Annotated in this window: 12 protein-coding genes and 1 pseudogene; 8 read left to right on the forward strand and 5 right to left on the reverse strand. The window is 64.5% G+C overall.

The window, feature by feature from the left end:
• The first annotated feature begins 163 nt into the window (after window positions 1-163).
• The 3 genes from ACO06P_RS00765 to ACO06P_RS00775 are packed head-to-tail and all read left to right on the forward strand — an operon-like array spanning window position 164 to window position 3,256.
• Window positions 164-1,327 (forward strand): glycosyltransferase, encoded by a 1,164-nt coding sequence (locus ACO06P_RS00765; protein ID WP_420348106.1) that lies wholly within the window; start codon window positions 164-166, stop codon window positions 1,325-1,327.
• Complete coding sequence (locus tag ACO06P_RS00770) at window positions 1,324-2,307, forward strand: glycosyltransferase family 8 protein (RefSeq protein WP_420348107.1); 984 nt, start codon at window positions 1,324-1,326, stop codon at window positions 2,305-2,307. Before ACO06P_RS00765 ends, ACO06P_RS00770 begins: the two co-directional genes overlap by 4 nt.
• A 13-nt stretch (window positions 2,308-2,320) precedes the next feature.
• Window positions 2,321-3,256: a glycosyltransferase family 2 protein gene (locus tag ACO06P_RS00775; protein ID WP_420348108.1), complete on the forward strand. Its 936-nt coding sequence runs from the start codon at window positions 2,321-2,323 to the stop codon at window positions 3,254-3,256.
• A gap of 21 nt (window positions 3,257-3,277) precedes the next feature.
• Here ACO06P_RS00775 and ACO06P_RS00780 read toward each other — a convergent pair whose 3' ends face one another.
• Window positions 3,278-4,648 carry a hypothetical protein gene (locus tag ACO06P_RS00780; protein ID WP_420348109.1) on the reverse strand — a complete coding sequence of 457 codons (1,371 nt, stop codon included), beginning with the start codon at window positions 4,646-4,648 and terminating at the stop codon, window positions 3,278-3,280.
• A 473-nt stretch (window positions 4,649-5,121) separates the two neighbouring features.
• Here ACO06P_RS00780 and ACO06P_RS00785 point away from each other — a divergent pair, with 473 nt between their 5' ends.
• Window positions 5,122-6,090 (forward strand): glycosyltransferase family 2 protein, encoded by a 969-nt coding sequence (locus ACO06P_RS00785; RefSeq protein ID WP_420348110.1) that lies wholly within the window; start codon window positions 5,122-5,124, stop codon window positions 6,088-6,090.
• Here ACO06P_RS00785 and ACO06P_RS00790 read toward each other — a convergent pair.
• Both ACO06P_RS00790 and ACO06P_RS00795 read right to left on the reverse strand, forming a co-directional pair.
• The gene (locus ACO06P_RS00790; RefSeq protein ID WP_420348111.1) at window positions 6,011-7,372 is read right to left on the reverse strand and encodes an O-antigen ligase family protein; all 1,362 of its coding nucleotides are present in this window, start codon (window positions 7,370-7,372) and stop codon (window positions 6,011-6,013) included. The two genes, ACO06P_RS00785 and ACO06P_RS00790, sit on opposite strands and share 80 nt — an antisense overlap.
• 7 nt (window positions 7,373-7,379) lie before the next feature.
• A complete protein-coding gene (locus ACO06P_RS00795) occupies window positions 7,380-8,210 on the reverse strand; it encodes a sulfotransferase domain-containing protein (RefSeq protein ID WP_420348112.1) in 831 nt (276 codons plus the stop codon).
• Between the two features lie 495 nt (window positions 8,211-8,705).
• Here ACO06P_RS00795 and ACO06P_RS00800 point away from each other — a divergent pair, with 495 nt between their 5' ends.
• From ACO06P_RS00800 to ACO06P_RS00815, 4 genes and pseudogenes are all read left to right on the forward strand, one after another.
• A complete protein-coding gene (locus ACO06P_RS00800; RefSeq protein WP_421938210.1) occupies window positions 8,706-10,061 on the forward strand; it encodes an undecaprenyl-phosphate glucose phosphotransferase in 1,356 nt (451 codons plus the stop codon).
• Between the two features lie 16 nt (window positions 10,062-10,077).
• Window positions 10,078-10,824 (forward strand): hypothetical protein, encoded by a 747-nt coding sequence (locus tag ACO06P_RS00805; protein WP_420348114.1) that lies wholly within the window; start codon window positions 10,078-10,080, stop codon window positions 10,822-10,824.
• An 89-nt stretch (window positions 10,825-10,913) separates the two neighbouring features.
• On the forward strand, window positions 10,914-11,486 hold the full coding sequence (locus ACO06P_RS00810; protein ID WP_420348115.1) for a polysaccharide biosynthesis/export family protein: 573 nt from the start codon (window positions 10,914-10,916) through the stop codon (window positions 11,484-11,486).
• A 228-nt stretch (window positions 11,487-11,714) separates the two neighbouring features.
• Window positions 11,715-12,828, forward strand: a pseudogene (locus ACO06P_RS00815) (outer membrane beta-barrel protein).
• Between the two features lie 14 nt (window positions 12,829-12,842).
• Here the strand turns inward: ACO06P_RS00815 and ACO06P_RS00820 are convergent.
• Together ACO06P_RS00820 and ACO06P_RS00825 are read right to left on the reverse strand one after the other, a co-directional pair.
• A complete protein-coding gene (locus ACO06P_RS00820) occupies window positions 12,843-14,270 on the reverse strand; it encodes a CoA transferase (protein ID WP_420348117.1) in 1,428 nt (475 codons plus the stop codon).
• The gene (locus tag ACO06P_RS00825) at window positions 14,267-14,464 is read right to left on the reverse strand and encodes a DUF2783 domain-containing protein (protein WP_420348118.1); all 198 of its coding nucleotides are present in this window, start codon (window positions 14,462-14,464) and stop codon (window positions 14,267-14,269) included. Before ACO06P_RS00825 ends, ACO06P_RS00820 begins: the two co-directional genes overlap by 4 nt.
• Window positions 14,465-14,470: the final 6 nt, after the last annotated feature.

Below are 14,470 nucleotides of genomic sequence, written 5' to 3' on the forward strand. Positions count from 1 at the left end.
TTGCCTTCCCCAGTGGATCACGCTGCGCAGCCCCCAGAGGGCGGCCTGTGGCGCAGTTTTCCCAAGACCCAGACTGCGGCGGAATTTTGGACAGATTGTGGCAAGGACACAAGGAATCACATCTTCCGGTCGCCGCCTGGCCTCCGGCCCGGGAAGTCGGCTTATGAAAATCCTCTTTGCCACCGGGCACGGCTATCTGCCCCAACGCGTCGGCGGGTCTGAGTCCAGCAGCCATGAACTGATCCTGGCGTTGCGCGAGGCGGGGCATCACTGCGAAGTCCTTGCGCAGCTTCAGGGGAACGGCTGGCTGGCCCTGCGCAACCGCGTGGTGATGAAGCTGACCCGCCAGCCGTTGCTGGCGGATGCGACGCCGGGCTATCGGGTGTTCCGCGCCTGGTTGCCGGCAGATCAGGTCGACCGGCTTCTCGCCCGCTGGCGCCCCGAAGTTGCGCTGGTCCAGTCCGGCGAGTCGTTGCGCATGGCCAGGGGTTTTGTCGCGGCAGGCATTCCAACGGTCGTCTATCTGCGCGACGTCGAGTTCCACGAACTGGGCGGTGACCCGGCTGCGTTGCCATCGCTCGGCTACATCGCCAACTCCCAGTTCGTCGCAGATCGTTTCAAGGCGGCCTACGGGCCGAAAGCGACCGTCATCCGGCCATTGTTCCGCGCCGCCCGCTATGCGACGCAGGTCGAACCCAAGCAGGTCACCTTCATCAATCCGCACCCGGTCAAAGGTGCGGACCTGGCTTTCGAGATTGCCGGGCTCTGTCCGGAGATACCCTTCTGTTTCGTGGAGGGCTGGCCGATGAGCGCCGAGGAACAGAGCGCCCTGGAGGCGCGTGTTGCCGCCCATCCCAATATCCGCCTCCAACCGCGGACCCACGACATGCGCAGCGTCTATGGCGCCACCCGCTGTCTTCTGGTGCCGAGCCAGTGGGAGGAAGCCTGGGGGCGGGTGGTCACGGAGGCCCAATTCAGCGGTATTCCGGCAATCGGCAGCAATCGCGGCGGGCTGCCGGAGGCCATCGGTCCGGCCGGCCGGGTCCTGCCCCACGATGCGCCGGCCGAGACCTGGGCGGAGGCGGTCCGGGAATTCTGGGCCGATTCCGCAGTCTACAAGGAAGCCTCGGCGGCTGCGTGGAGCTATGGCAAGCGGCCGGAAATCGATCCTCAAAAACAGGTTGAGAGTTTGGTCATGACCCTGAACGCTTTTGTCACCGCCCGCGAGATGGCGGGCCAGGCGGTGACGGCGGCAAAGGAGCGCCGTTACCAGCCAGGGGCGGAAAGCCCGGCGGAAAGCGGGGCGGGCCGGAGCGGCGCCCTATGACCAATGCGCCCATCAAGCTCGTCTTCGGCGTCGACGGCAGCTACAGCCAGCATCTGGCTGTCACCCTCGTCTCCCTGCTTGAGAACAACCCCGCAAACGCTTTCGATATTCTGGCCATCACCTTGAACATGGGTGGCGAGGACGAAGCGAAGCTGCAGCGTATCGTCGCAGGGAACAGTCGGGTCAGCCTCAGGTTCCAGCCTTTCGATATCGAGCGCTATCGCCACTTCCGAACCGACAACCACATCTCCCATGCGTCCTATCTCAGGATCTTCATTCCCGAAATCCTGCCGGCGGATGTCGAGCGGGTGCTCTATCTCGACTGCGACCTCGTGGTTCAGGCCGATCTGGCGCCGCTCTGGGCAAGCGACCTCGGCGGGCGCACCATCGGCGCCGTGCACAACCCGTTCTTTGTCCGGCACGGCGACCTCGCGATGTCGCCCGGCGCGGACTATTTCAATGCAGGCGTTCTGCTGATGGACCTTGCGCGTTGGCGGCGTCTGGGTGCGACCGAGCGGCTCGTCCGCTTCATTGAAACCCATCACGCCCACCTCTATGCGCACGACCAGGACGCTTTGAATGCGGTCTTCGAAGGCGACATCACCGAGCTGCCGCCGCACTGGAACTTCCAGACAGCAATGCTGTGGTGCGAACCGGAGGCGCTCTCCATGAGCTATCGCGCGTTTCGCGAACTGCTGCTGACTCCGGGGATTATCCACTACACAACGCCCTCGAAGCCCTGGCATTTCCAGAACACACATCCCCATAAGGATGTTTATTATCAATATCTTGCAAAAACGCCTTACCATGATTTCCGACCGCGGGATGTCTCCCTGGCCGGCGTGCTGCGGCGCATCGCGCAGTGGCCTCAGGTGGCCTTTCGCGACCGCCTTCCCGCCGCCTACTACCCGACGCGGAGGGCATTTCGGCACCTGAAAGGCAATTGCCTGGCTCTGACCGCCCAGGTCGGCAGGCCATAGCGCGGAGTAGAGCATGACGGGACCGCTGGTCAGCGTTGTCATACCCACCTACAACCGCCGCGCCGAACTGCAGCGGGCGATCGAGAGTGTCCTGGCGCAGGACTACGAGCCCCTGGAGATCATCGTGGTTGACGATGCCTCGACGATCGATGTTTCCCTGACGCTGCCCCAGGCAGCAGAGCGCTGCCTGCGTTGGATCACTCTGGAAAGGAACCGCGGCGGGGCGACGGCCCGCAATGCCGGCCTCGATGCCGCGGAGGGAGAGGTCGTCGCCCTGCTTGATTCCGACGACGTCTGGACCTCCGACAAACTGTCGCGGCAGGTTGCAGCCTATCTGGCGGACGGCTGCCCGCAGGACAGTGTCTATTACAGCCAGGTCGTACTCGACCGCGGCATCGAGCGTCTCATCCTGCCGGAGCGCGGGCTGGGTGAGGGCGAGAGCGTCGGAGACTATCTTTTTCCCTGGCGCGGCAATCTGATCCACACCTCGTCCCTGTTCATGAGCCGGAGCCTGGCACGCAAGGTCCGTTTCACCGACGATCTGAGGATCCACCAGGACGTGGACTTTTGCCTGCGGCTCCAAAAGGCGGGTGCCGACTTTCGGTTCCACCCCGAACCGCTCAGCCGCTGGCATGCCGAAGCCCGCCCGGACCGTATGAGCTACCGTCCGAAGTTTCTGCTTTCTCTGGACTGGCTGGCGACGGCCCATGACCTGATGCCCTTCGAGACCCGCCGCAAGTTCGCCGCGCAGCTTGCCTCGAAGATGCCGGCCCAGGTCTGGCACAGCCCGGGGATTGTGCTGATGAGCCTCTGGCGCTGCTGGCGCGAAGGATACATCTCCTGGCGCTATGTGCTGCGCCTGCTCAGTCAGTTCGTTCTGCCGCAGCGCTGGAGCGACGGCCTGGCGCGGGCTCTCAAGACAACGACAAAGCCGGCGGCAAGCGGCTGATCGAAGACGCTCCGCGTCGGCTCAGGCGACCTTGTGAAGCGGCTGCCGCTGCGAGAGAACGTTCATGGTCATCTCGGTCGCCGTTTCCAGGGGAAGCTTGGCTGTCGCCACCCGATGCGGTCGCCCCGGGCTCATGATCCAGAAGGCGCCGTCCCGGTGGTGCTGACTGTTGTTGACGTAGCCGACCGGGGCGAAGAGCTCCGCGAAGAGCACGCTTTCCTCGTTTCCGCAATACATCAGGCTGCCGTCGTCCAGCGGCTGGATGAAGTTGCACCAGAACATCACCCGTGCGCCGTCGCGGCGCCATGCGAAGACCGGCTCGCCGCCGGCGGTCACTTTGCCGAGCGCCGCCTCGAAGCTGCGTGCATCCGCCTCGCTGGCGAAGCTTGCCCAGGCCTGATGCGTCATCACCGGCTCGACAGTCGCGCTCGCCGGGGCGCCCAGCCAGTCCAGCAGTCTGCGGAAGTCCCGTGGCCGGTGCACGAACTTGCCGCCGATATCCTCGTACCTCAGATTGGCTTCCTGGCTCAGCGCGGTGACGAGAACCACGGCCCCGTCGTCGCCGGCCATGCGCAAGGCATCCCCAACCAGCAGATCGAGGCCGCGGTAACCGGTCTCGATCGCATCGCCGTAGGAGGCAAGCTCCTCGTCACTGGGCTTCACGCTGTATTCCTCGGCGGCCATATGCCGCCAATAACGATGCTGGTAGAAGGCCACGGAGTTGGCGAAGAAGAAGGCGACCTCAGGGCGGCGTTTGCGGTAGCTGTGCTTGAAGACGTCCCAGGAGAGCTGGTCGAGGATCGTTGCCCGGTGCCAGCGCCGGTCGCGCCTGCCGAGCCGTTCCGCCATAAGCTGTGCGGCGGCACGCCCTGCGGTGCGCAGGCTCAATCCGTGGCTGGCGAGGAAACCTGCAAAGGCCAGTGCATCGCGGCCACCCGCTTCGGCATCGGGGTTGGCGTGTTCGGTCACCTTGTGGGCAATGAAGCGATGGAAAACCCGGAAGGCGTCATCCGAGGGCGGAACATGCCTTGACCAGGGATCGGGAACCACCGTTACGCGCTCGTTCCTCGACGGGCTCACGTTCATGGACCCGAAGACGAGGGCCCTGTTGCCGTCCTCGGCGAAGCGGTCCCAAAGCTGGCGCAGTTCGATGCAATGGCCCTGATCGAGCTCGGTGATGCCGTGGACCGCTTGCGGCTGGCCGGTGTGGTAGCTCACCCACTGGACCCAGGGCTCCAGGCTTGCGTCTTTTGTGGTGGAGACAAAAACCTCGGAGCGGTCGTGCAGACGCCGGAAATTCGGCAGCGCACCTTTGGCCATCAGCCTGTTTAGAATTGGCGGACAGAGTTCGTTGAACTCCAGAACGATCAGGGATTTCGGCGTCTCGGACATGGTGCGGCACCTTCCCAGTGTCATCTAACCCGGTGTCATCCAATGCCAGGTGTCGGTTCAAGCTCTCTACCGGCCCAGCTCCGTCGAAGTGGCTGCGCACAAGGCGAACCTGGGCGACGATGCGGCGTTTCCTCCAGGGCCGGCTGCCGTGCCTCTTGGCGGGCTCTGGGCCGTGTCCGGAACCGCGGCCGCCGGATTGGTGGCGCGGCCGGGAACGGATGGTGGGTGACGAACCACTTTCCCTTGTTTCCCAATAGTATGGGCGGGATGACGAAGGCAAGCATGCCACAAAGATGTTCTAGCCCTGCGGTCTCCAAGGAGGGCTAACCTGCCCCGCAGCGAAGCGGTTATTTGTACCCCAACGACAGAGGCTGGCAGAGCAGGTGTCAGGAACCCGCCAGGTACCACGGCCACCAGCATCGAGGCCACAAGCATCAAGTTCTGTGGCGTCGGACGTGCCCTGCGGCGAAGCCATGAGTGCGCCGCGCGTCTCCGTGATCATTCCTGCCTACAACGCAGCGGCCTATCTGGAGCGCACGGTCGCCTCTGTGCAGGGGCAGAGCCTCGCGGACTCTGAGATTCTCATCATCGACGACTGCTCCACGGACCGGACGCTTGCAGTCGCCAGATCGCTTGCGGCCGCCGACGACCGTATCCAGGTCATTGCGGCAGAACGCAACGGCGGGCCCGCCGCCGCCCGTAACCTTGGTCTCGATTCTGCGCAGGGTGACTGGATCGCATTGCTCGACGCGGACGACGCCTTCGAGCCGGGCCGGCTTGCGCGCCTGACCGCCCTTGCACGGGATTGCAGTGCTGATCTCGTGGCCGACAACCTGCTCCTGGAGGACGAGGCCGGCAATCTGGAACCCATGCTGCCGGCCGGCGAGGTCGCCAGCTGTGCGCCGATCACTGCTGCGGACTTCCTGCGCGGGAACCTGCCAGACCCAAAGCGCCCCCGGCGCAGCTACGGGTTTCTGAAGCCGCTGATCTCCCGGCGGTTTCTGGCGCGGCAAGCTCTGCGATATGAGGAGTCCCTGCGCTTTGCCGAAGACTTCGCCTTCTACATGGCCTGCTTTGCCGCGGGTGCGCGCTTCTTTCTGTGCCAGGAGCCGCTGTACCGTTACCGCCTGCGCTCGGACTCTCTGACCGCCTGTCACAGCACCGAGGATTTGCGCCGTCTTCTGGCGGTCGACCTGCGCTTTCTGGAGAATCCGGCGCTCGCTTCCCCCGGGTTTCGCGCGGCGTTGGAGGAGCACAGGAAAAGCCTTGAGCAGCGTCTGCAGTGGCGGGTGTTTATCGACGAAGCGCGGGAACGCAGCTGGCACCGGGCGCTGCTGGCCAGCCTTAAGGGCTGGCATGTCTTCAGTTATGTCTCCAGCCAGTTGTTTGCGGAAGTCTGGCGCCGCCTTTGCCAAGGGCGCTTAAGGTCGACTCCAGCATAGAGTCCCGGGCGCTCGCGCCGTAGCGCAGGCTGGCGACGAAGAGGGCCCCGAGAAGGATCTGTATCAGCGAATGCTGGCGGAAGAGGGCGTACTCGCTGAGCGAGTACACCGTGACAAACGCCAGGAAGAAAATGGGCAGGGCGGCCGTCGCATCGCTGCCGTAGCGAAGCACCCTCATCGCGGCAACGCCGAACCAGACCCCCGAGGCCAGCGTAAGAAAGAGGCCCACAAAGCCCATCTGGACGGTGATGTCCAGATAGGAGTTGTGGAAGTTCTTCAGGTTCTGCTGCATGACATACTGAATGTAGCTGCTTAGGGAGCCGTCGTTGCCGTCCCAGAAGGCATTGTAGCCGAGGCCGAGCACGGGCCTCTGGGCGATCATTCCGGTCGCGAAGTCCCAGAGCACGGAGCGGCCGGTCAGGGTGCGCTCCTTGCCCAGGGCGTCCAGCGCCAGACCGGCGGGGTCGATGCCGTAGGAGAGTACGAACCAGGCGGCGGATGCCCCCACCATGGCAGCGAGCAGATAGGCCAGAAGGCGCAGCGGACCCGGCGACCGCCAGGTCAGGAGCACCGGCGCGATGGCGCAGAGGCCGAACATCATGACGATCGAGGTCGCCGAACGGCTGAACCCCGTCAACAGCAGGCAGAGCGTCGCAGCCAACAGCACCAGCGGCCGCTTCCATCCTATCGCGAACAGGAGAATCGAGCAGATCAGCAGGAGAACCATGCGCCCGCCCAGGACGTTCTTATGCGGAAAGATGCCCCGCGCGATACCGTTGTGGTCGTAGGCGAAGCCGAGTTTGGCGAGGATTGCCAGCAGTGAGACCAGGGCGCAGGCCAGCATCACCCAGAACAGGCCGCGGCAGATGTCGAAGAGCGAGAACCGTCCGCCAAGGTAGGCTGCGATCAGCACCGTCATGGTGAGCTGAATGGTGGCCCGCAGGGTCTGGTTCGGCGTGTCGGACCAGAAGTAGGAGGTCGCCGCCAGAACGGGCCACAGCAGCAACGGCCCCATCAACCAGAGCGCCGACAGAAAGGTTCCGTACCGCAGAATGAAGAGACCGAGCGCAGTGAGGTAGATGAGATACCAGCTCAGTGTCTCAACCGGCCGCTGCAGGGCGAAGGCGTAGGAAGCGGCCAGGATGGTGAACAGCAGGAAGGCCCACTCCAGCGCGCGCAGCAGCGTCAGCGGCTCCTGCCCGGCGGGCTCCTGCGACGGCGGGTGGCGCTCCGAAAGCGCGCCCGGTTGCGCAGGGGTCGGGGAGTGCGGTTCGGCAGCCATTGTCATTCTACAGCGACCAATTGTTAAAGGGCATGCCGGCAAGGTCGCGAAACTGCGTCGCATCGTCCTGGAGCAGGTCCTTCAATTCAGCACGCAGGCCTTCGTCCAGCCGCGGCAGTTCGACTTGGGACCGCCGGCGCAGCTGGTTCAGCATGGCATCATAAAGCGGCCGCGGGATGCGGGCCTTGATTGCCCTTAGGACCGGCGATCGTCGGGCATTGAAGTACCATTGAGGCAGCCCCTGCAGGCTGCTGCGTTGATTGTGAATCCGGTCAAGCCCGTCGACGGTGATCGCGCTGTCGACTTCTAGAAAGTCGAACACTTGGCGCAGAAGGGCCTGGGGCCGGTCCCGCAGCTCGTCGAAACAGGCAATGAAGATCCGGTCCCGCTCAAAGAACTCCAGATATCGGGAGAGCTGTTTGAAGTACCGGCTGCACTCAAGGTAGTTGCGGCCGGCCTGGCTGTTCAGAACCTGCGCCGGGTCCTGGTTCGCTTCTCCTGCAATGGCGTGATGATGGTACTGGGACAGAAACCGGTCGATCGGGTCGCGCACGATGTAGATCAACTTCACGCCAGGGGCCGTGCTGAAGATACGTTCCGGTACCCCCGGAAACTCGCTGTGCTTTGTGTAATTGGGCGATGCCTCACCATGGATCCGGGCGCCGCTGGTGAACTGGGCGCGGTACCAGTCCAGCCCCTGTGCGAAGTTTTGTTTGGCGAGGAAGAAGTCCGTTTCCTTTTCACGCGAAAGTCCGATTTCCGGATGTGCCCCGAGGTAGCGGTAAAGGCTGGTGGTGCCGCATTTCATGGCACCAATGATGATGAAATCCGGCGCCATCGTGGCTTCCCGCATGCGGTCGTCGTGAACCCGGTCCGTCTCTAGCTTTTCCGCCCTGAGGTCACAACGTCGACTGAGGCGAGCGTCGACTGTAGCCGCCGACCCGTTCCGTGACCACCTTTTCGCGGTCGCACAAAGGCGTCGCGGAGGCCAGTGATTTTCCTATGACCGAGAAATTAGTCACAACAAAGCCCACAGTTAGCCCACGCGAAATCACACGTTCACACGCGCGGAAGGGGCTATGTTTTTGCGGTGCAGTAGTGAGGGGTGTCTCGTTCGGCTTCGGTGTTCGAGACCTGCGTCGTTAATCAGGATCGCGCGACAGAACGATCACAGACGCGCCGGGTATGCCTAGGAACGCAGTGCCGCTGAGTCTCACAGGGGGATTGTGTAATGGATGCTGCGCTGGCGGCAGTTGACGGTAAGCAGGCAAATCGGGACGTCAGACCGATTTCGCGGATCGCAGTCGATATCGCGTTTCGCACCTGCGACTTGATGGTGATCGGGGTTCTAGGACTTGCGTTTTTCTTTCTTCGGCAAGCCGACGATCTGAGCCTGTATTACCCGCGATATCTCGGCGCGATTGTCGTCGGTATCGTTGTTGCGAGCATGATGCTCCATCGTTTCGATGTTTATCGGGACGACTTTCTCTTCGCCAAGCGCATTCCCTACGGAAACCTGATCACGGCCTGGACGGTGACCTTCTGTGTCCTGCTCGCGCTGGCCTTTCTCATGAAGGTGTCCGACACCTATTCGCGCATCTGGGCGCTTTCCTGGTTCCTGGGGACCTCTGTGGCACTGGTCGCCGGCCGCCTGCTGCTGCGCCGCTGGGTGCGCGGGCTTGCGGTGGCCGGCCGTTTCGCCAACCGCACGGTTATCGTGGGGGCAGGGGAGCAGGGCCGCCGGCTTGCCGCCTACCTTCAGACCCACGGCGATCTCAGCACCAAGATCGTTGGCTTCGCGGATGACCGCCGCTCTCGCGTTCTTCGGGAAAGCAACGGCATTCCGCTGCTGGGCAGCGTGGAGGAACTGATCGGGATGATCCGCCGGGACGAGGTGGACCAGGTGGTCGTCGCCTTGCCGTGGACAGCCGACCAGAGACTGAGGGAGGTTGTAAGCCAGCTCGAACGCACGCCGGTTCCGATCCGCCTGGCGCCGGACCTCGCGGCGTTCAGTTTTCCCGACCGCGCCTTCACCCACCTGGCAAGGCTGCCTGTCATGCAGCTCTTCGACCGGCCGATCTCGGGCTGGTCGTTCATTCTGAAGACGATCGAAGATCGCGGGATCGCCGCTCTCCTGCTGGTCGCGCTCTCGCCGCTGTTTCTGCTGGTGGCGCTCGCGATCAAGTTCGATTCCCCCGGTCCGGTCTTCTTTCGCCAGAAACGCTATGGCTTCAACCACAATCTCTTCGATTGCTGGAAGTTCCGGACCATGCACCACCACATGACCGACGCCAATGCGGAAGTCCTCACACGCCGCAATGACGGTCGTGTGACCCGGGTCGGACGGTTCCTGCGCAAGACCAGCCTCGATGAACTGCCGCAGCTGATCAACGTCCTGAAGGGCGATATGTCGCTGGTCGGCCCGCGCCCTCATGCCACCTCCGCGAAAGCCGGCGGTCATCTCTACGAAGACGCCGTCGATGCCTATGCCGCGCGCCACCGTGTCAAGCCGGGCATCACCGGCTGGGCCCAGGTAAACGGCTGGCGCGGCGAAACCGATACCGTCGAAAAGATCGAACGGCGTGTGGAACACGACCTGTTCTACATCGAGAACTGGTCGCTGGCCTTCGATCTGCAGATCCTCATCAGAACCGCCTTCGTCGTTCTCGGTGATCGCGAAGCCTATTAGAAGGACGCTGGACAACTTGACTGTGATCCCTCTCCGCAAAGCCGTCATTCCGCTGGACGCCGCAGCCGCAAGGACGCTGATGGCGGCCGAGACCCACGGATCAGCTGCCGGTGCCGTTGGTGAGGATCCGGACCTGCAGACTGTGGTGGAGGAGGCGCGGGCAGCTGGATTGAGCGAAATCCTGATGGTGACCGAAGAGGGCACGACCGTCGTCGATGACCGTCATGCCGGCCGCAAGGTTTATGTGGCGGGCCGGTTCTCCGCATCGGATCGGAAGGACGATGGCAGGGCTTTGAGCCACCGCCAGGGACGCGCCATGCGCCAGCGTGGACCCCACGACCTTGGCGCCGCCCTGTGTGCCGCCCGGGAGGTCATCGGATCGGAGCCCGTCGCCGTTCTGGTCCCGGGGCGTCCTCAGGCGCGCGGAGCCATGGCGATGCTGCGCCTTCTGGCGCGCTATCGGCTGACCGGCGGCAACGTCGTGGCTGTGCTCGATGACGGGCTGCGGGAGCGGGAAGGGAGTTTCGCCGCCGTCTCTGCGGCGTCCTTGGGGCGCTACATCCTGCAGCCGGACGTTTTCAAAGCGTTGGAACGTCAGCCCGCTGCCGATCTGCATGCCGCCATTCTTTCGACAGCCGAAGCCTGGCCTTTGAGTGCCGTGCGCCTGCGCGTCGAGCCGGAAACCGGTCAGCGGCGGGTCGGCCGGCGGCGGCGGCCTGCCGGTCTGCAGGTGGCCGACCGCCTGTCCGAAGCCGGCGATTAGCATTGGTATCTGCTCGTTGCCGACCGGGGAGCGGCGCGAGTTTCTTATGATGTATGTAAAGTCTTATGATGTAGGTAAAGGAGGAGGAGATGCACGTCGGGGGAAGCTTTGCCGCCAGGGTCCTGGCGGCGGCCACGCTTTCGATTCTTGTAGCGGGCTGCACCGGGGCTGGCTCCCTGCCGCCGCTGCCGGCCCAGGTGGAGGGACCCTATAAGCTGGGGGCCGGCGACAGGGTCCGCCTTGTTGTCTTCGGTCAGGACGAACTCACCGGGGAGTACCTGGTCAGCGACTCCGGCTTTGTAACCGTTCCGTTGATCGGCGCGGTCGATGCGGAGGGTATGAGCGTTCAGGAGCTCGAAAACGCAGTCTCCGGGAAGCTTGCCGAAGGCATTCTGGTCGCGCCGAACACCACGGTCGAAATCGCGACCTACCGGCCGTTCTATATCCTCGGCGAGACAAAGGCGCCGGGACAGTACCCCTTCGTGCCGCGCATGACGGTGCTCACGGCGGTTTCGATCAGCGGGGGCTTCACCTTCAGGGCGGATCAGGACACCGTCTCGATCACCCGCGAAGTCGACGGCGAGCTGGCGGAATTCAGGGCCGATCCGCTGGCCTTCGTGCAGCCGGGCGATGTGATCAACGTTTACGAACGCTACTTCTAGGCGGTTCCCATTTCTGCTTTCGTTGATCTTGTCGCGGCGTTGCCGCCGACGCTGGCTTCGCGACGCTCGAATACCGGGCCCGATACCCGGCCCGGTATCGGGCCCGACCCCTCCGCCCGGCGGCGCTGTCGTGTACTGCCGCTGGCCCCGGCCGTGCTGGCTGGCGCTCTCGCAGTTCCGCTGGCTGCCACCCCTGCGGCCGCGCAGGAAGGCGACGAACCTGTCGCCGTGCTGGACCGGCCGCGAGACGCCTTTGATGCCAAGGGGCTCGACCTGGGCGGATTTCGCCTGTTCCCGCGCCTTAACATCAGCGAGACCTATGACGACAACATCTTTGCCGACGAGGACGGGGAGCAGGACGATTTCATCACCTCTGTCGCCGCTTCTCTGGTCGCCCGGAGCGAATGGTCACGCCACAGCCTGCGCATTGCCGGCCGGGTCCGCGATCAGTCTTTTCTCGACAACTCCAGTCAGGACCGCACCGAATATCTGATCCGTCCGCAACTGCGGCTGGATCTGGCGGAACGCAGCCAGGCCGACTTCGGCGCCGAGCACAGCCGACAGGTTATCGGCCGCGACGACCCGGAGGATACCGGCGACGAGGAGCCCACCGAGTTCAATCGCTTTCAGGGGAACGCGGGGTACATCCATCGTTTCAACCGGATTTCGCTGGGCGGGAGCTTCCAGGTGCGCCGGGACGACTACATCTCAGGCGGCGACGACGACCGGGGATCAGTTCGGCCTGCCGATCGGCTATGAAGTGTCGACCATCACAAATGTCACCTTGCAGCCGTTTTTCCGCATCCGGGATTTCGATGAACTGGACGAGACGGGCGCGGACCGCGATGCACGGGCCGGCGGCGCCACAATCGGGATCGAGACCGAGCTGACCCGGCTTGTCCATGTCGGCCTGGATGTCGGCTTTATCGCCAACGACTTTGAGGACCCCGATTTCGACGACGATATCGACTTCATCGTCGACGGCGACGTCACTTGGTACGTGACCGGACTGACCACCGTGACCGGTCGGCTCGCGCGCCGGGATATCGCGACCAACACGCCGGGTTCTTCGTCGAAAACCCAGTCTACGGTTGCCGCCGAGGTTCAGCATGAGCTGCTGCGCAACGTTCTGGTCGTTGCCGAGGCGCGCTACGTCCAGGATGATTTTCGCGAGGTCGACAGAACCGACGACCGCGCCATCTTCGGCCTCGGCGCGGAGTATCTCATAAATCGCTACGTCTCGATCGGCGCGGACTATCGCTTCGTGCAGCGTTGGTCGGACAGTGAGGATCGGGACTTCACCCGCAATCTCGTGACGCTGGGCCTGCGGACGAAGTTTTAGAACGAAGTCCTGGATCAGGCGTTCCGGTCAGGCCAGGCGGCGGGGTGGCTGCCAAGGGGAACGCTTGGCCGCGCGAAGCGGGCGGGGGTTTGCGACATCTCTGCAGCATGGCGAATGGCGCTGAGCCGGCCGAAACCGGAGTCCTGGGTTTCCATCAGGCTTTCCAGATAGCGCTCCCCCGGTTCGGGGCAATCGTGTCCGCCGGCAATCCGGCCGAGGCTCTGCAGCCAGCGGCCGCTGCGCGCCAGAGAGACGCGGACGTGCCAGCTTCCGCCCTCCCGGGCGCGCCGGACCAGAGCGGCGATAGCGCCCAAGGCCATGAGGTAGCCGGAGGCGTGGTCAAGCGCCTGACAGGGCAGTTCCCGGGGGCCTTCCGCCCCGGCTGCCTCCGCTTCCGCGTAATTGATCCCGCTGGCGGTCTGGACCAGGGAGTCGAAGCCCCGGCGCGCCGCCCAGGGTCCGTCGTAGCCATAGGCATTGAGGGAGACATAGACGACACCGGGCCGCAGGGCTGCGGCTTCCACCGGTCCGAAACCATGGCCTGCGACTGCCCCGGGGCGGTAGCCCTGGATGAAAACATCGGCCTCGCGCAGAAGGCGGGCCAGTCCCTCGCGTCCGTTCGCTTGGCGCAGGTCCAAGTGGGCTGAAAGCTTGCCGCGGCCGCTGTCGATCACCAGGGGTTCGATGAACGGCAGATGGGGGCCGGCGATCCGCATGACCTCTGCGCCGTGAGCGGCCAGGGCCCGGCCGGCGACCGGGCCGGCAATGATGCGCGTCAGGTCCAGAACGCGAAGGCCGCCCAAAGGGCGTGGCGCCGCCAGCGGCGGCTCCGCCGCGCTCTCCCCTATCCGCTCTATGGATAGGAGAGGCTGCCGGGCGAGCGCCGCGCCCTGAGGGCTGTCCAGCCATTCGCCCGGACTGCGCATCAAGGTGGCCACGAGGCCGCGCTCGGCCACTGCGTCCTCGAAGTCCGCCGCCTGCCAGCCGTCGAGGGCCTGCTGCACCGCCGCGCGCTCATAAGCGCAGTCCAGAAGGGCGAGAATGCCGTCGCGGTGGTGGGGGAAGTTGGTATGCAGGCGCACCCAGCGCCCGTCCCCGGTGCGGTAGACACCCGCAATGGGGTCCCAAAGACGCTGCGGCGCCTTGCCGTCGACGCGAAACAGGCGCTCGCTGCGGAATTCGCAGGCGGCATGCTGCATATCGACAGCAACTTCCTGCTCCGCGCCGCCGCGCAGCCGCCAGAGGGCGTCGGCTGCCAAAGCCGTTGCAGCGATGGTCACCTGCGCGAGTGTTCCCACCGCGAAGGAGGAGGGCAGGACCGGCTCGCTGCCGGTGAGCTCAGCCGTGTCGGCCAGCCCTCCGTCCAGTCCTGCGAGCGCCAGCAGGTCGCGCAGAACCGCCCGCGGGGCGGGCGGCGGTGTTGTCGGGAAGGGAGCGGTCACCGCTTGGGCCGGGCGGCGGCGATGGCTTCCTGCAGAACCCGCATATCGCCGATGTGATTGGCGAGCAGCAGGATCAGCTTGGCGTTGACCTTGGTGCTCTCCTCCGGGGCAAGGTCCCGGTGCAGTTCCGTCAGCGCTGCGTAGAAGTCGTCGGGGGCGTCAAGCCCCGGCTCGGTGATCAGGTGTTCGGGCATAGGGCC

This window comes from Pelagibius sp., from assembly GCF_965227505.1.
Classification (GTDB): Bacteria; Pseudomonadota; Alphaproteobacteria; order Kiloniellales; family Kiloniellaceae; genus Pelagibius.